The 21864-nt window shown below is 37.6% G+C and carries 25 protein-coding genes and 1 tRNA gene; 1 reads left to right on the top strand and 25 read right to left on the bottom strand.

What is annotated here, in order from left to right:
• Positions 1-93 precede the first annotated feature (93 nt).
• From H8S40_RS09705 to H8S40_RS09820, 24 genes are all read right to left on the bottom strand, one after another.
• The gene (locus H8S40_RS09705) at positions 94-903 is read right to left on the bottom strand and encodes an ABC transporter permease (protein WP_366482433.1); all 810 of its coding nucleotides are present in this window, start codon (positions 901-903) and stop codon (positions 94-96) included.
• On the bottom strand, positions 890-1657 hold the full coding sequence (locus H8S40_RS09710; RefSeq protein ID WP_022076342.1) for an ABC transporter ATP-binding protein: 768 nt from the start codon (positions 1655-1657) through the stop codon (positions 890-892). Before H8S40_RS09710 ends, H8S40_RS09705 begins: the two co-directional genes overlap by 14 nt.
• A 71-nt stretch (positions 1658-1728) precedes the next feature.
• On the bottom strand, positions 1729-2886 hold the full coding sequence (locus tag H8S40_RS09715) for a M20 family metallopeptidase (protein ID WP_186865153.1): 1158 nt from the start codon (positions 2884-2886) through the stop codon (positions 1729-1731).
• A gap of 83 nt (positions 2887-2969) precedes the next feature.
• Positions 2970-3620 carry a class B sortase gene (locus tag H8S40_RS09720; RefSeq protein ID WP_186865154.1) on the bottom strand — a complete coding sequence of 217 codons (651 nt, stop codon included), beginning with the start codon at positions 3618-3620 and terminating at the stop codon, positions 2970-2972.
• A 7-nt stretch (positions 3621-3627) separates the two neighbouring features.
• Positions 3628-4272 carry a hypothetical protein gene (locus tag H8S40_RS09725; protein ID WP_186865155.1) on the bottom strand — a complete coding sequence of 215 codons (645 nt, stop codon included), beginning with the start codon at positions 4270-4272 and terminating at the stop codon, positions 3628-3630.
• Positions 4269-5135, bottom strand: coding sequence for a class C sortase (locus tag H8S40_RS09730; RefSeq protein ID WP_243238225.1), 867 nt, complete (start codon positions 5133-5135; stop codon positions 4269-4271). Before H8S40_RS09730 ends, H8S40_RS09725 begins: the two co-directional genes overlap by 4 nt.
• A gap of 3 nt (positions 5136-5138) precedes the next feature.
• A complete protein-coding gene (locus H8S40_RS09735; RefSeq protein ID WP_279286790.1) occupies positions 5139-7019 on the bottom strand; it encodes an isopeptide-forming domain-containing fimbrial protein in 1881 nt (626 codons plus the stop codon).
• A gap of 29 nt (positions 7020-7048) precedes the next feature.
• A complete protein-coding gene (locus tag H8S40_RS09740; protein WP_186865156.1) occupies positions 7049-9307 on the bottom strand; it encodes a SpaA isopeptide-forming pilin-related protein in 2259 nt (752 codons plus the stop codon).
• Positions 9308-9598: 291 nt separating this feature from the next.
• Positions 9599-9671, bottom strand: a tRNA-Thr gene (locus tag H8S40_RS09745).
• A gap of 60 nt (positions 9672-9731) precedes the next feature.
• The gene (locus H8S40_RS09750; RefSeq protein WP_022076335.1) at positions 9732-10619 is read right to left on the bottom strand and encodes a mechanosensitive ion channel family protein; all 888 of its coding nucleotides are present in this window, start codon (positions 10617-10619) and stop codon (positions 9732-9734) included.
• 19 nt (positions 10620-10638) lie between these two features.
• A complete protein-coding gene (gene pgeF, locus H8S40_RS09755; RefSeq protein WP_186865157.1) occupies positions 10639-11490 on the bottom strand; it encodes a peptidoglycan editing factor PgeF in 852 nt (283 codons plus the stop codon).
• Between the two features lie 75 nt (positions 11491-11565).
• A complete protein-coding gene (locus H8S40_RS09760; protein ID WP_240577486.1) occupies positions 11566-11919 on the bottom strand; it encodes a YraN family protein in 354 nt (117 codons plus the stop codon).
• A gap of 204 nt (positions 11920-12123) precedes the next feature.
• A complete protein-coding gene (rnhB, locus tag H8S40_RS09765) occupies positions 12124-12918 on the bottom strand; it encodes a ribonuclease HII (protein WP_186865158.1) in 795 nt (264 codons plus the stop codon).
• A complete protein-coding gene (gene lepB / locus H8S40_RS09770) occupies positions 12911-13453 on the bottom strand; it encodes a signal peptidase I (protein WP_117989547.1) in 543 nt (180 codons plus the stop codon). Before lepB (H8S40_RS09770) ends, rnhB begins: the two co-directional genes overlap by 8 nt.
• A gap of 12 nt (positions 13454-13465) precedes the next feature.
• The gene (gene ylqF / locus H8S40_RS09775; protein WP_117989546.1) at positions 13466-14320 is read right to left on the bottom strand and encodes a ribosome biogenesis GTPase YlqF; all 855 of its coding nucleotides are present in this window, start codon (positions 14318-14320) and stop codon (positions 13466-13468) included.
• Between the two features lie 11 nt (positions 14321-14331).
• Entirely contained in the window at positions 14332-14949 is a 618-nt protein-coding gene (gene lepB / locus H8S40_RS09780; RefSeq protein ID WP_117989545.1) for a signal peptidase I, read from the bottom strand.
• A gap of 91 nt (positions 14950-15040) precedes the next feature.
• Positions 15041-15388, bottom strand: coding sequence for a 50S ribosomal protein L19 (rplS, locus tag H8S40_RS09785; protein WP_022074881.1), 348 nt, complete (start codon positions 15386-15388; stop codon positions 15041-15043).
• A 153-nt stretch (positions 15389-15541) separates the two neighbouring features.
• Positions 15542-16354 (bottom strand): tRNA (guanosine(37)-N1)-methyltransferase TrmD, encoded by an 813-nt coding sequence (gene trmD, locus H8S40_RS09790; protein ID WP_186865159.1) that lies wholly within the window; start codon positions 16352-16354, stop codon positions 15542-15544.
• Positions 16354-16857, bottom strand: coding sequence for a ribosome maturation factor RimM (rimM, locus tag H8S40_RS09795; RefSeq protein ID WP_186865160.1), 504 nt, complete (start codon positions 16855-16857; stop codon positions 16354-16356). Before rimM ends, trmD begins: the two co-directional genes overlap by 1 nt.
• Positions 16858-16950: 93 nt before the next feature.
• Positions 16951-17181, bottom strand: a complete 231-nt coding sequence (locus H8S40_RS09800; RefSeq protein ID WP_022074884.1) for a KH domain-containing protein — start codon at positions 17179-17181, stop codon at positions 16951-16953.
• 43 nt (positions 17182-17224) lie between these two features.
• Entirely contained in the window at positions 17225-17470 is a 246-nt protein-coding gene (gene rpsP, locus H8S40_RS09805; protein ID WP_022074885.1) for a 30S ribosomal protein S16, read from the bottom strand.
• A gap of 72 nt (positions 17471-17542) precedes the next feature.
• On the bottom strand, positions 17543-18901 hold the full coding sequence (gene ffh / locus H8S40_RS09810; protein ID WP_186865161.1) for a signal recognition particle protein: 1359 nt from the start codon (positions 18899-18901) through the stop codon (positions 17543-17545).
• Between the two features lies 1 nt (position 18902).
• Positions 18903-19253 (bottom strand): YlxM family DNA-binding protein, encoded by a 351-nt coding sequence (ylxM, locus tag H8S40_RS09815; protein WP_022074887.1) that lies wholly within the window; start codon positions 19251-19253, stop codon positions 18903-18905.
• A 74-nt stretch (positions 19254-19327) separates the two neighbouring features.
• Complete coding sequence (locus H8S40_RS09820) at positions 19328-20233, bottom strand: S8 family peptidase (protein WP_186865162.1); 906 nt, start codon at positions 20231-20233, stop codon at positions 19328-19330.
• A 91-nt stretch (positions 20234-20324) separates the two neighbouring features.
• Between H8S40_RS09820 and H8S40_RS09825 the strand changes: the two genes are divergently transcribed.
• Positions 20325-20576, top strand: a complete 252-nt coding sequence (locus tag H8S40_RS09825) for a hypothetical protein (protein WP_022074890.1) — start codon at positions 20325-20327, stop codon at positions 20574-20576.
• Positions 20577-20666: 90 nt separating this feature from the next.
• Here the strand turns inward: H8S40_RS09825 and H8S40_RS09830 are convergent, their stop codons facing one another.
• Complete coding sequence (locus H8S40_RS09830; protein WP_118737074.1) at positions 20667-21857, bottom strand: phosphopentomutase; 1191 nt, start codon at positions 21855-21857, stop codon at positions 20667-20669.
• Positions 21858-21864: the final 7 nt, after the last annotated feature.

Raw genomic sequence — 21864 nt, forward strand, 5'->3', positions numbered from 1 at the left:
TTCTATCTTATATACTATCTCAATTATACACAGTTCGCAATTGTATCATCCAGCTTTTATACTTTTTTCATATACTCTTCATATTATTTTTCTTTATCTCTTGAGTCGATTCTGATACCAATTTTCCACCGCATTGATCAATGCGTATAATAACATAGAAAAAACACATAAAATACAAATGCTCATTAACAGCCAATCCATTTTAAATACCTGGCTCGAATAAATAATCAAATATCCAATTCCACTTCTCGCTGCAAGAAATTCTCCAATGATCACACCGACCAGACACAGTCCGATATTCACCTTCATATTACTGATAATTGCAGGAATTGATGACGGAAGTACAACCTTTGTCAAAGCCTGCCTTTTACTTCCATGCAGTGTATAGATAAGCCATAATTTTCCTTGGTCTACAGACTCAAACGTTGTATATAGACTCAAAACACTTCCAAATATCGCAACCGACATTCCTGCTATAATAATCGTTGTCGTATTTGCGCCCAACCACACAATCAACAGTGGAGCTAAAGCTGACTTTGGAAGACTGTTTAAAACTACAAAGTAAGGATCTAATATTTCTGATATTTTTTTGCTGTACCATAGTAATACTGCTATGCAGATACTGATTAATGTTACCAGCAAAAAACTGACTAACGTTTCATAAAATGTCGTCCACAAATGCACAAAAATAAAACCACTTAATATCATATTCCAAAAACAACAGATTACTTTGGAAGGGCTGCTGAATATAAATGAATCTATCAGACCAGTTGTTGCCGAAATTTCCCACAAAAATAAAAATATCAGCAAAATTGCAATTCTTGACACTCGTACAATCCATCTATGTTTATTCTGCTGTTTTAAATAAGTTTTCTGTCCATCAGATAATTCATTCATAACCATTTAATTCCTCCCATATTAAATTGAAATAATTCTTAAATTCTGATGCATTTCTTCGATGCATCGGTGTATCATTTTCCAATTCAAAGGAAATATCAACGATTTTAGAAATTGTAGCCGGACGTGGCGTTAAGATCAAAACCCGATCTGCCAGACTGACTGCTTCTGACAAATCATGTGTAACAAGAATCGCTGTTTTATGTTCATGTTTAAGAATCTGACCGATATCGTTTCCCACTGTAAGACGAGTCTGGTAATCGAGTGCTGAAAAAGGTTCATCCAGCAAAAGTAATTCTGGTTCCAGAACCAATGTTCTTATAAGTGCCACCCTTTGACGCATACCGCCAGACAATTGAGAAGGTCTGGAATTTTTAAATTGCTGCAGACCATATTGTTCTAATAATTCCAGTGCTTTCTTCCTTGTCTTTGCAGACAACATATGCTGAACTTCCAACCCTAATAAGACATTATGATAAACTGTACGCCATTCAAACAAATGATCGTGCTGTAACATATAGCCGATATTTGTTGTACTTTGTTTGAGATTTTTTCCATTCATTTTGATAAGCCCTTTTTCGGGCTTTAGGATTCCACAAATAATAGATAGAAGTGTTGATTTTCCACAACCGGAAGGACCGACAATCGCAATAAATTCTCCTTCTGAAACACTGAAAGAAACATCCTCTAAAGCTTTTGTCTCCCCTTCCGTTGTGTGATATGAATATGTGATGTGTTGCATTTCTAAAATCGGTTCCATTCAGCCACTCCATTTTTTCTATATTAATAGTGTATGACAGAACCTAAAATCAGTGAAAGAAACTCCTTTGTTTAAAAAATTGTTTCACTGAGATGTTTATATACCCGTTCGCAACGGATGATATCATCAATATCCACCCATTCATCCGGCTGATGTGCACATTCAAGATTTCCCGGACCATAGGACATACAATTATGATTGCCTAATTTTCCTGCTATCACAGCTGTATCTGTATATCCCGGAAATGGTGCAATCTCAGGCTCTTGTTTTGTAACAACCAGACAAGATTTTTTAAGTGCTTTAAGCATCAGCGAATTATCATCTTTTTCTATGTAAGGACGGTCTCCTGTAATTGTATATGTGACTGAAATTCCTGATACAACCTCTTTTGCTTTCTCAATTGCTTTTTCTAAAAGCTCTGTAGTTTTCTGCGTATTTGTCGGCGGAACCAGTCTCAGATCAATCCACAATTTGCATGCATCCGGCACAACATATGGTCGGTATCCGCCTTGAATCTGCCCAAATGTCACTGTCGATTTTCCAAGATCTGGGTGTGTTGGAACCTGTTCCATCTCTTTATGGAATGTATGTATGATCTCCGCCATAGCTGCAATGGCATCTGCTCCCTTCCATGGTGTACTTGCATGTGCTGTATGTCCCTGCACATCCACCTCGTACCAGGTACGACCCTTATGGGCCACCTGGATCATTCCATTTGTTGGTTCTGCATCAACAACCCAGTCATCTTTTCCTACCCAGCCTGATTTAATGCATTGTTCCGATCCTCTCATAAAATCTTCTTCATCTACTGTGCAGATTAATTTTAATGTACGTTTAGGTTTTTTATGTTTCTGCTGCACTAATGTAGCCGCATGTATAAATGCTGTCGTACAACATGCAAGACCGGATTTCATATCACATGCACCTCTGCCATAAATTTTATTATCCTGTTCTAGTGCACGAAATGGTGGCAATGTCCACCCATCTCCTACAACCACAGTATCCATATGGCAAATAAATATAAGAGCCGGCAATGTTTGATCTGTTCCTAAAAGCTCTGCACATAAATTAAATCTGCCCGGCAACACTTCCTCTTCTTTTAATTCTACTCCCGGTAATTTCAATAGTTTTTTCAGATAGTCTTTGATTTCTCTCTCGTATGTACCTGGATCTGTACTTTCAATCTGAACAAGTTCTTTTGTTAATTGAACTGCCTGAATCTGTTTCATTTTACTTCCTCCCATTGAACGCCCTGTTTTTATGTTCATAAGATAACTATAGAATCTTAAATAATAAAAGGCAAGAGATTTTATCAAAATGCTGTCCGCTCATCTATAACCATGCAATTTACTACCAACCTTTCCGGTGTCACTTCGTATCCAATACAAGTTGCCAATGTCACGATCTGACCTTCTGACCCTTCCCACTGTTTTTGGAAAATATCATTCGTATTTTCACAAACAAATACATTTTCTATTTGAAGTTTTTTTGTTTTGGAAGGAGTATACAAATATAATTCACGATTGGATTCTGCAAATACACTATCCTGAAATTCGTTTAATCTTCCAAACATCTGCCCTGATGCGGTATTATGTCCAAACAGACAGATATGTTTATCTGTCAACATATCATCTGTATATGCCCATGTAAAAATAGAACCAAGCGGACTATATTCTCCTTCGAAATTTCTCGTCAAATATATTGTATCATTTTCTCCTTTTAAAACCGGCGCATCTACTTCAATCTGAGGAATATAAAGCCATCCCACAATATCTTTGTTGATTTTTTTCAATGCTGCAAAATCTACACTTCTTCTCATAGGGCTTTCCGGTAATCCTGTATCAATTACATTTTGAACAATCTCTTCTTTTTTTATCATCTCTTCTATATACGGCTGATATTCCTTCACCGCAATGCTAAAAAATAAAAGACCACCGACAAATAAAATACCGATTATACTCATTGTAATTTTATTCCTCATTTTTCCTTTCTTTTCTCCATTCAACAGCTACAACAGTTCCTGCTGAGATAAAACACATTCCTACTATAGCCCATTTCCATGCGCTTGTTTCCAATCCTGTCTGCGGTGCCATATCCTTTCCGACCTTTTCCATCGATACATGCTTTGGCGACACCTTTATTTCATAAGACATTTTTCCTTCTGTTTCATCCCAACTTGGCAATGCTACGAGCATCGGAGTAATCAAATCATATTCATTGCTTTTTTCTGCCTGTATAAAATAAATCCCTTCTTCTAATTGCTCAAACACAACTTTTCCTGTTGCATCTGTTTGGATTCTTTGTTCCGGCTCTACTCCAAATTCTTCCAGACGTTTGGATACACGATCCAACTCTAAAGATGTTTTTATGTTATTTAAATCAATTCCTGCCAAATCATAAATTGGAAGTATTTTATACTCTCCATTTTCAATCTCTCCGATTTTTGTACATCCAAAAACAATCCCTTCTCTTTTCATATTTTTCCAATCTTCCGGCAATGTCATCTGTATTATTCCTGTCTGCTCCTGCTCAAATGCCGCCAATACCGGAAATGACTGAAATACTGCAAACAGCATCACAATTCCTGCCCATAATATTTTTCTTTTGTGTTTCATCTGTTCTTCTCCCTCCTCTTTCTTCTCCTCTGTCTTCGATATGTCTGTATTCTATTTTTAATTTCTATTACTACTATACTGACCACAAATAGGATGGGAAATACTGTAACTATAATTTCCCGTACAGAAGGAAGCTGTGGTTTAATTTTTATATATTCTTTTTCTTTGTAATCCACCCTGTGTCCTGTAACAATCAATCTATGACTGTTTATTCCAAAAGGCGTACACGTAACAAGCGATACCAGATCTTTTTCACCTTTTATCTCCATCCATGCAGTATCTTCTGGTTTTACAACCATAATTTCTTCTACCTTATAAGCCATCACTTCTTTGTATGTATGTATAAAAAATAAATCTCCTATCTTCATTTCATCAAGACGAACCAGTAATTTCGAACTTGGAAGTCCTCTGTGCCCCGTCAATACGCTATGTGTATTTTCTCCTCCTATTGGAAGACTTGTACCTTCCAGATGTCCGATTCCATTAGATAAAACTTCATCTGCCGTTCCGTGATATATTGGAAGTTCTACTTGGATTTTAGGAATTTCAAGACTTCCCATAATATCTGTCCCATGAATATTTAGTAACTCTTCATATTTCCTTTCTTCCGTTTCCTCTACAATTCCCCCTTTTGCCTGAAACAACATTTCATTATATTCATTTGCCTGTCTCCACTTCTCTTCTATTTCTTTTTCATCCTCTTTTTCCATTGTCTGTCGATATGTTGCGACAGCATCTGCCTGACGCTGCCGCTCAACTATATTACTGATAACCGGAAATATACAGATTAAAAAACCAGCCCAAAACAGTAAGTTTCGAAACTTTTTTCCTTTCTTTTCTGATTGTCTGTTTGTCTTCATCATATCTTATCGTTTTCGTTTGCTGCTCAATACTGCAACTGTCATTAAAATACTTCCACTTAAGACCATAATCAGAACAACGGGTGTTCCTGTAACCGGAAGCTTACTTCCAACCTGATTTATTACTGTCAGATTAATTGTTCCTTCTTCGGCATTTGTTTTCAATTCCTTCTCTTCACTATGCATAATACCACTGTAAAATGAATCTACTTTAGCCGTCACATTTAGATTTTTTAATACTGTATCATTTGCTCCGCTTCCCTTCACATAATGATCTCTATCATCTGTAAATATTGCCTTTATCTCAAGTTTAACCGGATCCTTTAACAATCGATAGCCTGCAGGTGCCTTTGTTTCTTTTAGGTAATACGTTCCAGAATCCAAACCGTAAATTTCAAATTGTCCATTTTCCGGTGAAACCATCTCGACAGCACGTTCAAATTTATTTCCACCGACATGATCCGTTCCTCCGACTGCATCTCGATTTACAACTGCGTACCCGTCTTTTTCCTTTCTTACATACACTTCATTTTGACAAGCTTCATCACTATATAAACGGAATTTTGCACCTGCCAATGTTTTCTGATAATTATTCACTTTTTGCACCTGCAATTTATATGTAAAACATACAACGGTATCCCATGGTGTAAATCCTCTGCTGCTTCCTCCATCGTTCGAATCCGGATTATTTGAAAATTCTAAACGGACATCATTTTCAATTCCCGGTCTTCCTATTTTCTGTACTGCCCTGTCATTTAATATTGCCTTATAACTCAGAGTTACTTTTTGATCATAAATATTTTCCTGTCCAGAATTAAATCTTGGAAATTCTCTATCTACAATACTTTTTATATCTGGTATTGAAATTTGAAATGTGTCGCCATTACTCGGCATCGTGTTGAGCAGATATTCAGATTCTTTTAATGTATATTCTTTTTTCCGGGTATCGGAAATGTTTCCTGAGATTGTGATTTTTACAGTGTCTTTAAGAAATGTTAATGCATCATCCATTCTGTCATGCCATGCATAATAGTATGTACGATAACCATTCATATTAGAAATATTAGATTCATATCGATATGGTACAAATTGACCGATTTCAAAATCCCCAATGTCATTCCATCGGTTTGGATCTTTTATATTTTCATTTGCCTCATCTTCCTGTATTTGTTTAGCAATTACCGGATAATCTGATTTAATTGATATGCTTGCTGTCGGATTTGCTGTATTAACCATGCATAATGAACTTGCTGAAGATGTATTACTCACTTCTGTCACCTCATCAATAATATAATACCCATATGCCATTCCTCTGATTTGAATAACATTATCCGGTCTCACCCCCCTTACTTCTACGCAATCTGAATTTACCGAAAGCTTCTCTAATTCATCTCTTAACTCTTCAACAAAATATCGAAATTCACTGTAGGTTCCTTCTTCTTTTTGTTCTGCCTTCGCCCCCTCTACTTGATTTGCATTTAATGACTGTATATAATCGATTGCCATATACTCTGTCACCTGTTCCGGGGTTGTTTTCTTTCCCTTTTTTGTTAATGCTTTTGCTGTCACATTCTTCAGTGCTGCCTCGCAATTAGGATTCCATGTATAGTTAACCGATTCTCCATCTCTGGCGTTCTCTGCTAAAAACAACTGATATATACGGAATTTTTTTCCAACCAGATTCTGCCCTTCATTTCCTTTTATCGTAATCACTGCTTCTCTGTTCCCTAGAACTGCAACCCCACCCTGGGTGTAAATTGGACTTTTATCCTCAGCCTTTACAATTGGTACCAGTTCTTGTAATGCAGTCCCAGGTATCACGGGTGCCATCCCGCTTAATAACATCACTCCTGCCATTCCTAGTACAATATTTCTACTCATCTTCATAATTTTTTTATCTCACTTTCTTGTTTATCTTATTTTTTATAAGGCGTCTTCCACCATATCGCTCCTAACACACATGCGATACCTGCAGTCAAAATCAAAAGATTCCAATCACTTCCTGTTTTAGGCAATTTATTTCCTTTATAATTTACAACTTCGATTGTTACAATTCGCTCCGCTTTTGTTCCTGATATAATGCTTTTACTATCCTCCAACTGATATATTTTTTGATCAATCTGACAGGTAAATATATTTTCCATCGGATTACTTGCTACTGATATTTCGTATATTTTATCACTTCCATCTAAATTCACTGGAATTCTGTATCCTTGTGGAGCCTTTGTCTCCTTTATAAAATATGTTTCTCCTACTGCAAGTCCTTCAAACTTTGCTTCTCCATTTTCATTGGTTTTACTACATGTAATTTTCTTTTTACATTCTTTATCCTGATACAAAGTGAATTCAGCATCTTTTAACTTTTTACCATCTTCATTTTTCTTATCTATCAAAAGCTTATATGGAGCACAAGCGTCTTCTACCCTTAATGCAGCTCCCCTTACTGTCTTCTCAAACTGTATTTTTCCACTTTGTACTGTCGAAGTATTTTCCTTCAATTCAATTTGATTATTTCCTGAAATTTGAAATCTGATTTTTCCCGGATTCCTTGTATAACCATCTGGTACAAAAGATTCTTCTACCATATGTTCACCACGAATCAATCCTTTTAGTGCAGCCTTTCCTTGTCCATCCGTCATTACTTCTTCTCTGCTTCCATCAGGCATTGTATGAATAAATTTTGCCCCGGCTATTGGTGTCATTGTTTCCTTTTGAACCTTAACGATATCCAATGTTAGAACCTGTTCCGGAATCTGAGCATTCTGATAACTGTCTACGATTTCTTCTCCTTTATTCTCACTTGTTATTTTCCGTACAATTACTTCTGGATTTATCTGATATCCTTCCGGAGCAGCAATTTCCTGTATTACAACCGTTCCTAATGGAAATGCAATTTCACCATTGTCCATTGTGTAAAATTCATCTCCTGATTCTCGATATTCATTTCTTAATTTTCCAACACCTTCTGAATCCGTCCTTATCACCCACGAACGAACAGGTTTAATCCCCTGTTGTTGAGGGTCCGATTCATAATTTCCAGCATAAAACTTCACATCAAACAATGCTCCTTCGAAAGTCCCATGACCTTGTGGTACATTTTGCCAAGTCTCTGCATCCACCTTTTTCAATAAAATTTCAACTGGGTTCATTGTTGGTGCGTCCGATACTTTAACAACTGCTGTTTCTCCAGAACAAATTGTCACATTGTATACTGTATGATTCCAGGCATACCCTATAGGCACTTTAATTTCTTTCACCCAATATGTATTTGCATCCAGTTGTGCTACATTTGAATTTCCATCTTTATCTGTCGTTAGAGTTGCCACTTGATTTGTACACGCCTGATCAGTATAGACTCCATAAACCGCACCATTGAGACTATAGCAGGTATTTCCATTTGTAATCCCCGGCTTTGTTGATGTCTTCAACACCCTTATATTTCCTTTTGGTGCACGCTCTACCCACACAATATCCTGCTGTGCATTGTAAGCAACATACGTTTTATACTCCGACATATATCTTTGCAAAGTCCCATTTGTTGCCATCTGATTTTGGGTTACAGCCACCATGTTTTTAATTCCCTGTGCCATTGAAGCAGATAAGCCTGTCAAACTGCCACAATACGCATACCCAACTGCCGCATGGCAATATGCATAAGTATTTCTATCTCTTTCATTGAAAATGTTTTTTCCTAAATTTTCATATAATTCCGGAATTACATAACACAAGATCAATGCTTTAATTATGTCACTGTTTAACTCTGACACACTGAATGTTCCGCTTGGTGTCGTTGAATTTGGCTCTGCACAAAATCCAAGATATGTCCCTGTTTGTGTCTTCACGCTAAATTCACAAGTCCCCCACGAGCCATACGAATGTCCTGCTCCCGGAGTAATCACAGCCGGAGATCCCACCGCAGACAATAACATAATTCTTTCTTCTGCTTCCTCTGGATTTTTTTCCTCACAGTAACTTTCCTCTTGATCAATATATGCTTCTCCTATCACCTCACCTTTTCCATATTTTCCTAATTCTTCTTCCGGGATCATCGACTCTAATTCTGCCTTAATGTTTTTTAAATCTTCTGATTCATCAATCGCTACGGCCGGAAGAATTGATTGCAGCAACAAGATAATTGTTCCTGTTATCGCGAATAGAAACTTTCCCTTCTTCATATATTTCCTCCTTCTTCAATTATTAAAACAGTAAGAAAGAGAATCCGACACTCATAGGCATTCCTCCTTTGTCTATTCGTTTTTAATCAAACATTGAAATAAGCTGGCGATCTGCCATAGATATTAGAATTTATTAGAATGTTTGAGTTGTGATTGCATCATAGCATAATAAAAAACATACCACAAGATGCTTTTTTATTTTTGTAAACAATTACTAAAAATCATTAATTGTTTTGGTGTATGTTTAAATAGAAAAAGGTGTAGATTCAACTTGAATCTACACCTCTATACAGCCGAAAATCGGACTTGAACCGACGACCCCTTCATTACGAGTGAAGTGCTCTACCAACTGAGCTATTTCGGCATTGGTTTTATAGCAACCTCATATATTATATCGTCTTTTCTTAGGAATTTCAACTGTTTTTTATTCTTTTTCTTGCATATGCACAGTCAACTGATTATATGGAATCTCAATTCCTTCTTCATCAAATGTCAATTTTATCTGTTCAAGAAGTTCCCATCTTGTATCCCAGTATTTTTCCATCTTCACATAAGCACGGATTCCTAAAACTACGGAACTGTCTGCCAATGAGTCCACAAACACCTTCCAGTCTTCGTTCGTCAATATATCTTTGTGACTAAGCAATAATCTTTCCAGAATTTCTTTTGCTTTCTTCAAATCTGATTCATATGAAATCCCAACCTTCAAATCCAATCTTCGTTCATCACGCTCTGTCACATTTGTCAGACTGTTATTCATAAGTTTTCCATTTGGAATCACAATTACCTTGTTCTCTATCGTCATCAATTTTGTATAGAAAATTTTAATTTCTTTTACTGTACCTTCGTTCTTATTCGTATCTTCAATAATATAATCTCCGACAGTAAACGGTCTCAATAACAGAATCATGATGCCACCTGCAAAATTTGTTATAAAATCCTGCAATGCCAACGATACACCGACACCTGCTGATGCAAATAACACGGTTATTGATGATAATTCAATTCCCAGATTTCCTGCAATGATAATAATTAATAATATATATAATCCGAATTTTACCATGGAATCTACAAATGTTGCAATTCCCGCATCTGTCTCTTTTACCTGAAAGGAATAACGAATACTTTTACGAATCCATTTTATAATTACACGTCCTATCATAAATATGATGATTGCAATGATTATTTTTATACCTAAGTTTATCAAATTCGGTATATGTTCTTGTATATAGTTGCTGAACTGACTCATATTTTCAGTCACTTCATTTACGGATGCTTCCGCCGACTGCTGAAGCTCATCTGTTGTTGTCATATACTGCCCTCCTATTACCTTACTCTTTTAATGCAAGAAATGCTGCCAGATTTCCTCTTCTGTCTCCGCTTGTACGGTGCGAATACAGAATCTCACTGTTGCAGTGTGTACATACATTCGTCACAGCAATATGTTCTGGCAATATTTTGGATTCTTTAAATATGATTTCATTTGCTTTCCATAAATCCAACTGATATTTTCCATTCTCTTTGCGATAAAACAAATCTTTCCAATATCTCTCTTCAAAATTTTTCTGGAACTCTAAAATCACATCTTCGCTGACTTCATAACAATCCTTACAGATAGACGGACCTACTGCTGCCAGAATATCCTTTGGATCAGACCCATATTGCTCCTCCATCTTACGAATTGTTTCTTTTCCGATTTTCCCCACTGTTCCACGCCATCCGGAATGACTAAGTCCGATTGCCTTTTGAACAGGGTCTACAAAATATAACGGGACACAATCCGCATAAAATGTCACAAGGCAAATTCCGGGGATATTTGTAACCATCCCATCCACATCTGTATAATCCAATGGTGTCACAATTCCCTTTCCTTTGTCTTTTTCCGTTACTACTCTTACATTAGTTGTATGCGTCTGTTGAGAAAGTACCATATTCTCGCATTTCACCCCGATTGATTTTGCGATTCTATGATAATTCTCACGCACTGCTGCTTCATCATCTCCTCTTGTAAAGCTCAGATTCATCGATGCATAGCACCCTTGACTCACGCCGCCAAGTCTGGTTGAAAATCCATGATGCACAATTTTTGTATCTGTCAAGAGCGGATATTCCAAATAGGGTACTTCCTTTTCTATCTCACGAAAAATTTGTCTCTCGTCTTTATATCTTATTCCAAGGCTCATCCTTATCTCCCTTATTCTATATGACCATTTTATTATTTTCACATATTTGTATTTTATCACAACTATGTGTATTTTTTATGAATGAAAAGCAAATGCGTTCTGGATAACATTTATCCTATTCTTCTCAATTCCTACTACGTCAAAACGATATGCCTGATTCTCTCCAAGATTATGTTCCATAATATAGAATAAGGCACAGCGACAGAGCACCCGCTGTTTCTTTTCATTCACAGCATCTAATGCATTCCCTGTCCCTCTGCCTTTCCGATATTTCACTTCACAAAATACAATATACGAACCATCTCTCGCAACAATATCAATCTCTCCGGCATGACAGCGATAATTATATTGTAAAATCTCATATCCCTGCTGTTCCAGATAGTAGCCTGCTGCCTGTTCATATACGCTTCCTATTTTTCTATTATTCATAATATCATATCGCATGATACCACTTAAAACAGCTTATTTTTCAAGATAGGCTGTTTTTTACTCATCTTTCAAGTCGAACGTCCGTGAGACTTGGCGCGTGATTCTGGTCAGCGAAGCTGACATATTCCTATCAGAATCACTGCGCATCCTCGCGGAGCGTTTATCTCAGTCGGAGATTGGACTCCCACTGAGACAAATTTGCTATTACTCACCACCTAAAGAGGTGGGAGTCTTCTCGACTGAGATAAAATTCTTGATAAATGTTTTTCTATGAATTGGTGTTGGTCCATATTCTTTCAATGCAGCAATATGTTCCTGCGAACCATACCCTTTATGTTTTGCAAATCCATATTCCGGCATAATTTTATCATATTGTAGCATCAGGCGATCCCTCGTCACCTTTGCTAAAATACTTGCCGCTGCAATAGATACACTCTTTGCATCTCCTTTAATAATCGGAACCTGAGCAATTGCAACGTCTGGTATCGTAACTGCATCGTTGAGCAAAATTTCCGGCATAATCCCTAAATTATGAATAGCTTCCCTCATTGCCTCATATGTAGCCTGCAAAATATTAATCTCATCGATTCTCGCCGGAGATGCCATACCAATCCCTGTCGCAATTGCTTTTTCCATAATTTCATCATACAATTCTTCTCTCTTTTTTGCAGAAAGCTTTTTAGAATCATTCAGATACAATATCTCGCAATCTTCCGGAAGAATTACAGCCCCTGCTACAACCGGACCTGCCAAAGGTCCTCGGCCAGCTTCATCAATCCCACAAATCCATTTACAGGCAGCATAACAATGCTCATATTCTCGCATCTGCTCTAATCGTGCTCTCTCTTGCTCCAGCTTTTCTTCTTGTTTTTGATATTTACGGATCAGATTCTTAACTCCCGCACGGGGATCGGATTCATATTTTTTATATAATTCCGGATATTCATCCATTTTTGCCTGTTCAAATACAAGCTTTATATCACTGATCTTCTCACTCATGCTTAATCACTCCAAACTTATCAAACGGCCATATTCGAATCCATGCCCTTCCCATAATATCATCTCGATGAAGAACTCCCACCGATGGGTCACGACTGTCTGAACTATGATTACGATTATCTCCCAACACAAAATATTCATCTTCTCCCAGTGTAATTGGCTCTGCTGCAATTCCCGGATCGTCCATAACTTCCAATCCATAATTTTCATCCAGCACTTCTCCATTGATATAAACATATCCATCTATCACCTGCACTGTTTCTCCCGGAAGACCAATGATTCGTTTAATGTAATAAGTATGTTCTTCATACTGAAATGGAAATACGATAATTTCAAATCTCTCTGGATCACGGAATCGGTAACTGATTTTATCTACGATCAGATTATCTCCATCTGACAGTGTCGTCTCCATAGAATGACCGCTCACTTTTGTCCTCTGCCCAATAAATGTAATGATTCCTAATGACAAAATAACAACGATCACAATGTAGATAAGCCAACTAAGCAACTCCCCTAAAATACTTCTTTCTTTCATTGTGCGCCCCTTTTATGCATCCATCTCATCCGGAAATTCTAATGTTATTCTTCCAAGTCTACCATTTCGGAAATCATCCAACATCAGTTTTGCTGCCTTTTCTGTGTCATACTCATTTCCTTTTACAAGGCAATGTCTGCTCTTTGCAATTTCCTGCAACATCGCAAAACCATCGTCAGATTCCTCTATATCATACTTTTCTGCCAATATTCCCGAATATTTATCATTCAAAAACTCACATAATTTTGCAGCCAGTTCTTCTGTATTCAGAATTTCATCCTTGATTGAACCAATATATGCAAGCTTCAATCCCACACTCTGATCCTCAAATTTCGGCCACAAAATTCCAGGTGTGTCTAATAATTCCACATTTTTATTCAAACGAATCCATTGTTTTCCTTTTGTAACACCCGGTTTATTTCCTGTTTTTGCACAGGCTTTTCCTGCAAGTGCATTAATAAATGTTGATTTACCTACATTTGGGATTCCAACAACCATTGCTCGTACCGGTCTGTTCAAAATTCCTCTTTTTCTGTCTCGTTCAATTTTTTCTTTACAAGCTTCCTGGATCACACCATGTATTGATTTAATCCCTCCGCCTTTTTTTGAATTTACTTTTACAACAGAATATCCTTTTTTCTTGAAATATTCCATCCACGCATCATTGCATCTCTCTTCTGCTAAATCTGACTTATTCAGCAAGATCAGTCTCGCCTTATTTTTTCCCAATTCATCAATATCAGGATTACGGCTGCTGACAGGAATTCTCGCATCAACCAATTCGATCACAAGATCAATCAATTTAATGTTCTCCTGCATCATTCTTCTCGCCTTTGTCATATGACCTGGATACCACTGAAAATGCATATCTTCCTCCTCTATTTTACAAATCCAAAATTCTTTCCTATATTTGTCACAAACCAAACTTTTCCGCCGATATCTTCACGTTTCACATTCCCGATATCTGCAAGCCGGCTGTCATCACTACCTGCACTATTATCTCCTAAAACAAAATATTCTGTCTCACCCAATGTAAGCTTTTTTTCTGCAATTCCTGCAAAATCCAGATCTGATGTGTAGACATTTTTCTTTTGTACTTTACCATCAATATAAATCTTTCCATCTTTGATTTGTACCGTTTCACCTGGAAGCCCTACTACTCGCTTTATACAATAATGTGCGTTTTCATTTCCATTTGGACGAAATGCTATAATTTCACCTCTTTTAGGCTTACGGGCATCATAAACAATCCGATTAATTAACACGACATCTCCGTTTTTCAACACCGGGCTCATAGAGTCTCCGGCATTGCTTACCCGCTGTCCAAAAAAACTCACAAGCATCCATGCTAAAATACATACAACAATAATTTCTGTGCCCCATTCAATCGCTGTCTTGACTTTTTCTGTTTTCAGTGAGCGGCATTTCTTTCGGAAATATAATTTCCACTTTTTTCGATCTATCGTATAACTTTTCTTCTTTGCTCTTTTTTTCATCGCCTATCTCTTAATATATCATACCAACAGTTACTTTCATATAATGAAAAAGGGACAAACTACAAATCTGTACTTGTCCCTCTCATCGTTACTATTTTACTAATTCTTTAACTTTAGCTCTCTTACCTACACGTCCTCTTAAGTAGTTCAGTTTTGCTCTTCTTACTTTACCTCTACGAACAATCTCAACTCTTTCTACATGTGGAGAGTGTACTGGCCAAGTTTTCTCAACTCCAACTCCGTTGGATGACTTTCTTACTGTGAAAGTTTCTCTAACTCCACCACCCTGTTTCTTTAAAACAGTTCCTTCGAAAACCTGAATTCTTTCACGGTTTCCTTCTTTGATCTTAGCGTATACTTTTACAGTATCTCCTACGTTAATTTCTGGAGCATTCTCTTTTAACTGCTCAGCTTCAATGTTTTTAATAATATCGTTCATTGTGTGACCTCCTTAATATTTGACGTTCTTAACACATTATTGTGCCAGAGGACCATCGCTCTTCTTTTCACAAACAACTGTTGTAGTTTATCACATTTTTGCTTGTTGTGCAAGTAGTTTTGCACTTTTTCTGTCAGCTTTTTCCTTTTTATTTTACTTCTGCTTTTGAGCCTCTACTTCTTCCAGCCATTTTTTCTCTTTTTTTGTCAACTCACATTTTTCAAATAAATCGGGACGACGTTCTTTTGTTCGAAGAATAGACTGTTCGCGTCTCCATTTTTCTATATTTGCATGATGTCCGGACAACAAAATAGCCGGTACTTTTTTCCCATGCCATTCTTCCGGTCTTGAATACTGTGGATATTCAAGCAGATTATCCTGAAATGATTCAAATTCAGCAGATACATCATTATGCAACACACCCGGAACCAGTCTGGAAATTGTATCAACCATGACCATAGCCGGGAGTTCCCCGCCTGTGAGTATATAATCTCCGATTGATACATAATCTGTAACAATCTCCTCCAGCACACGTTCATCAATCCCCTCATAATGTCCGCATAAAAGGACGAGGTCTTCTTCCTGTGCTAATTCTTCTGCCATCTTCTGATTAAATGTATCTCCTTGTGGAGATAAATAAACAACTCTCGTTTTCTTTTTATCTAAATTGTTTTCTGTCTGTTCTTCATTTGCTGGAGTATTTTCAATTTGACTTTCCTTCTTTCTCTTTGCAATGGACTCTTCAATCGACTGATAAGCCAAATAGACAGGTTCCGCCTGCATCAGCATACCAGCCCCTCCACCATACGGATAGTCATCTACGCTTTGATGTTTATTGAAAGCAAAATCACGAATATTAACAGCTTCTATGGATAATAAATCACGGGAAATTGCTCTTCCAATGATACTTGTATTCAATCCATTCATCACCATTTCCGGAAACAAAGTCATTATATGGAAGTTCATTATACCAGCCCCTCCAACAAATGTACTTTCATGCTCATAGCTTCTATATCCACATCTAATATGCAATCATGAATAGCAGGGATCAGCACCTCGCCATACTTGTCAAATTCCACGACATACACTTCATTTGCACCGGTTTCGATAACATCTACCAGTTTTCCTTCTTCACCTTCGTCTGTTATAACATCCATACCGATCAAATCTGCAATATAATATTCATCTTCCTCTAATTCTACTGCATCTTTTCTTGTTACAAATAAACTTTTTCTTTTATATCTTTCAATATCATTTATATTATCGATGCCTTTAAATTTCAGGATTACAAACTGTTTAAAAAATTTAACCCCCTGAATTTCCAACGGTATCTGTTCTTTTCCTGTGTCAAGTATTACATTTTTGAGGCTTTTAAATCGCTGCGGATCATCTGTTGTAGGAAATACCTTTACTTCACCTCTTACTCCATGTGTAGATGAGATCACACCTACCTGTAATAACTGTTCCATAATCGAACTCCTTATCTAAAATAAAGGGGACAGTCTTAACGGCTGTCCCTCTCTTATCGCTAAGTATATTTTAAAATATTCTATAGCATTTCTTTACTGAACAATATCAACAACCACTCTTTTATTATCTTTTGTAGCTGCTGCTTTCACTACAGAACGGATTGCTTTCGCAATACGACCTTGTTTTCCAATCACCTTACCCATGTCTCCATCTGCAACGCGAACCTCTAACACTGTTGTCTTGCCTTCCTGACGTTCCGTAACAACAACTCCATCTGGGTTGTCCACCAATGCTCTTGCAATAACTTCTACCAGTTCTTTCATTTACGCGCACCTCCGCGAAAATATTGCGTTAAATAATTTTTAATTATTTCTCAATTCCAGCTGCTTTGAAGATTTTAGATACAACTTCTGTTGGCTGAGCACCATTGTTGAGCCATTTTTTAGCTGCTTCTTCGTCTACTTTGATTGCACTTGGATCGCAGTTTGGATCATATGTTCCGATCTCATCGATAAATCTTCCATCTCTTGGAGATCTAGAATCTGCTACAATGATTCTATAAAAAGGAGCTTTCTTCTGTCCCATTCTTCTTAATCTGATTTTTACTGCCATGTTAAATACCTATCCTTTCTTTTTTACCTTCATAATTTCAGCGAACTATTCGCTTTATTTTTTATCTATGTGTTAAAAAGGAAGTTTAAATTTTCCTTTTTTACCACCCATACCACCCATGAGTCCCGGAAGCTTCTTCATCATCTTCCTTGTCTCATTAAACTGTTTTACCATGCGGTTCACTTCCGCAATATCTACACCTGCACCTTTTGCGATTCGGTGTTTTCTTGATGGATTCAACAAATCTGGATTTCTTCTTTCTTCTACTGTCATTGACTGTATCATTGCTTCCATCCTTGCCATCTTCTTCTCGTTCTCTTCCGAGTCGAGTTCCGGCATCTTCTTATTGCCCATTCCTGGCATACCCGGCAACATTCCCATTATGCTTGAAAGCCCGCCCATTTTTTTCATCTGTGACATACTGTCCAGATAATCTTCATAATCAAACTGAGCTTTCTTCATCTTCTCCATTGTCTTCTTGGCTTGTTCTTCATCTATCTCTGCGCCTGCTTTTTCAATCAGCGTCAGCACATCTCCCATACCAAGAATTCGTGATGCCATTCGGTCCGGGTAAAACTGCTCCAAATCAGAAAGCTTCTCACCCATACCTACATATAAAATCGGTTTTCCTGTCACTGCCTTAATCGACAATGCAGCACCGCCTCTTGTATCACCATCTAACTTTGTTACAATAACGCCATCAATTCCAATTTTATCATTGAAATTACTTGCTACGTTAACTGCATCCTGTCCTGTCATTGCATCAACAACCAGAATCGTCTGATGTACTGTAACTGCTTCTTTGATTTCTTGAAGCTCAGCCATCATCTCTTCATCAATATGAAGTCGTCCTGCTGTATCCAGGATCACAATGTTATTCTTATTCTTTGCTGCATGTTCCATTGCAGCTTTTGCAATATCAGCAGGTTTAATCTTATCACCCATGGAAAATACTTCCACGCCCTGCTTTTCGCCATTGATTTCCAACTGCTTAATTGCAGCAGGTCTATAAACATCACAGGCTACCAGAAGTGGCTTCTTACCTTTTAACTTGAACTTTCCTGCCAGCTTTGCAGTTGTCGTTGTCTTACCTGCACCTTGCAGACCGGCCATCATAATAACGGTGATTGCACTTCCCGGCTGAAGCTTAATCTCTGTTGTCTCAGATCCCATCAGCCTGATAAGTTCTTCATTAACAATCTTGATTACCATCTGTCCCGGATTCAGGCCGTTCATCACATCCTGACCGATTGCCCGTTCCTGAACTTCTTTAACGAAACTCTTCACAACTTTGAAGTTAACATCCGCCTCAAGAAGCGCCATCTTAACTTCTTTCAAAGCTGCTTTGACATCATCCTCAGTAAGTCGTCCTTTACTTCTTAAGTTTTTAAATACATTCTGAAGTTTTTCAGTCAAACTATCAAATGCCATTCTACAACTCCTCTATAATCCGATTCGAAATCTGCCTTATCTGTGAAATCATCTCTTTTTTATCTCGTCCTGTCTCTTCATAAGTATCCAGCATTTCATCAATCTGTCCTACCTTTTCTTTAATAGACAAGAATTTCTCCACCAGATGTAGCTTTTCCTCATATCCTTCCAATGTCTTCTGACATCGTTTTACAAGGTCATGTACGCCCTGTCTGCTGATTCCTTTTTCCTGAGCAATCTCACTCAAAGATAAATCATCTAGCACAAACTGCTCATACACTTCCTTTTGATGATCATTCAGCAACTCGCCGTAAAAATCATACAATAATGATTGTTCTAATATTTCATTCACAATTATCACCTATGCTATCTTACACGAAATGCCGCATGGTGTCAAGTGTTTTTTCTTGACACCTTTTATATTTTTTATTTCATCAACTTTCTCATATTCAACTTTCCCCATCCCAGCTCCTCTTTTTCTTCTTTTAAACAGCTTTCCCGAAGTCTAAGCTTTACTTCCACATTTGTCATATCCGGATATTTTGACAAAAGACAGGCTATTGCCCCTGCTACTACCGGAGTTGCCATAGACGTCCCACTCTTTGATATATAGGGCTTTTTCCAGCGATGTGTATACTGTCCGTTACAGCTTATTACTTTTGTTCCCGGTGCTGTCAGATCTGGCTTAACAACACATTGTTTTGTCGGGCCTCTCCCCGAATAATTCCATTCCTTTTGCGAATGAACATTAACAATTTGTGAGCCGCCTGTCACTCCTACTGTGATCACCTTTCTGCTGCTCCCCGGAATAGCGATTGTTCCATCCTTTGGACCATAATTTCCCGCTGACACTACAACCACCAGCCCTGCATCCCATAACATCTCCACAGCTGACAACAAGTTTCTTTCTTCTATATTATTTAGTTGTGGCTTTGCCCCTACTGAAATATTTACAATACGGATATTTCTTTTATTTTTCAATTCCAATATCCAATGTATTCCCTCTTCTACAGCCTGAATTGTTCCATTTCCCTGCTGATCTAATACTTTTCCTACAACCAACTCACTCTTTGGTGCCATTCCTTGATATATACCATCCGACATCTTCCCGCTTCCTGCGAGTATTCCCGCCACATGCGTACCATGACCGCTGTCATCATATATCGCTTTTTGTTTTCCAACAAAGTCTGTAAACTCTAAAATCCGCCTGTCAAAATCCGGATGTAAAATAATCCCGGAATCCAATATAGCAATACAGATTCCTTGCCCAAAATATTTTCCCTTTTCCATATCTTCCGTCCAATATCCGATAGCTTCTTTTACTCGTTTCATAAAAAGAACCTTTTCTTTCAATTTATTCACACTTTCTCATATTCGTTCATACTATAACATTGTAAATGATCATCTTTGGAGGATATATCGAATGAGTGATTTAACTGCTACAAACTGTGGATGTGGTTGCGACAACAATTGTGGAGGAAACTGGGAAAATAATTCTTGCCTGTGGATTATCCTGCTGCTTATCTTCTGTGGCGGATGCGGCAATAACCGAATCGGAGACGGCTGTGGATGTGGCGGAGACAGTTGTCTGTGGATTATCTTATTGCTTATCTTCTGTGGTGGATGTGGAAATAATGGATTTGGATGCGGCAACGGATTTGGATGTGGCTGCTAAGGTTTATTCTTTTTTTCTCATACTAACTTCAAAAGGTGCTGTCGCAACTGACAGCACCTTCTCTAAATATCTATAAATTGAATTTACAATTTATTTTAATTCTCCCAAAATAGATTTTCCAATTGTTCCTTCCGGCATCTTTACATCAAAGTTATCGGCGATTGTTGCTCCGATCACGGCAAAGGTATCTGAATCCTGCAATTTTCCATACCCTTCCATAGACGGAGAATAAGCAAAAAATGGAACTTGTTCTCTTGTATGGTCTGTTCCTGTATGTGTCGGATCATTTCCATGATCTGCTGTAATGATCAAAAGATCATCCTCTTTTAACTCCTTTAGAAATTCTCCTAATTTCACATCGAATTTCTCAAGCTCTTCTGCATATCCTTTTACATTTCGGCGATGTCCCCACAATGCATCAAAGTCTACCAGATTCACAAAACACAACCCTTTAAAGTCTCTCTTTGCTATATCGATCGTCTGCTCCATTCCATGAACAGAACTTTTTGACTTATTTGATTCCGTCAAACCTTCCCCATCGAAAATATCAAAAATTTTACCAACTGAAATTACATCATATCCAGCATCTTTCAATGCATTCAATGCAGTTCTTCCATATGGTTTCAGAGCATAATCATGTCTGTTACTTGTTCTCTTAAACTCGCCTTTTTTCTTTCCGACATACGGTCTTGCAATGACACGGCCTACTTTCCACTCATCTTTCATTGTGATTTCACGTGCAATCTCACAACAACGATAAAGTTCATCTAACCCAAACGTCTCTTCATTTCCACAAATCTGCAATACGGAATCTGCTGATGTATAAACAATCATATGTCCTGTCGCAATTTCTTCCTCAGCAAGTTCATCTAAAATTTCCGTTCCGCTCGCACTCTTATTTCCAATTACCTTATGCCCTGTTCTTTTCTCAAGTTCATCTATCAATTCCTTTGGAAATCCCGTCTCGGTAAATGTTTTAAATGGCTTTGTAATATGAAGTCCCATCATTTCCCAATGCCCTGTCATTGTATCCTTCCCTGTACTTGCTTCTCTCAAGAAAGAATAATATCCCATTGGTCGTTCTACAGGAGTCACTTGCTTAAGAGGATGAAGATTTGCAATTCCAAGTTTTTGGAGATTTGGAATATGAAAGTCCTCCACTGATTCGGAAATATGTCCCATTGTGTCAGTTCCGGCATCCCCATAATCTGCCGCATCCGGCATTGCCCCTGCACCAAATGAATCAATTACAATTGTAAAAATTCGATTATATTTTTTCATTAACCTC

It is taken from the genome of Ruminococcus hominis, from assembly GCF_014287355.1.
GTDB classification, from domain to species: Bacteria; Bacillota; Clostridia; order Lachnospirales; family Lachnospiraceae; genus Schaedlerella; species Schaedlerella hominis.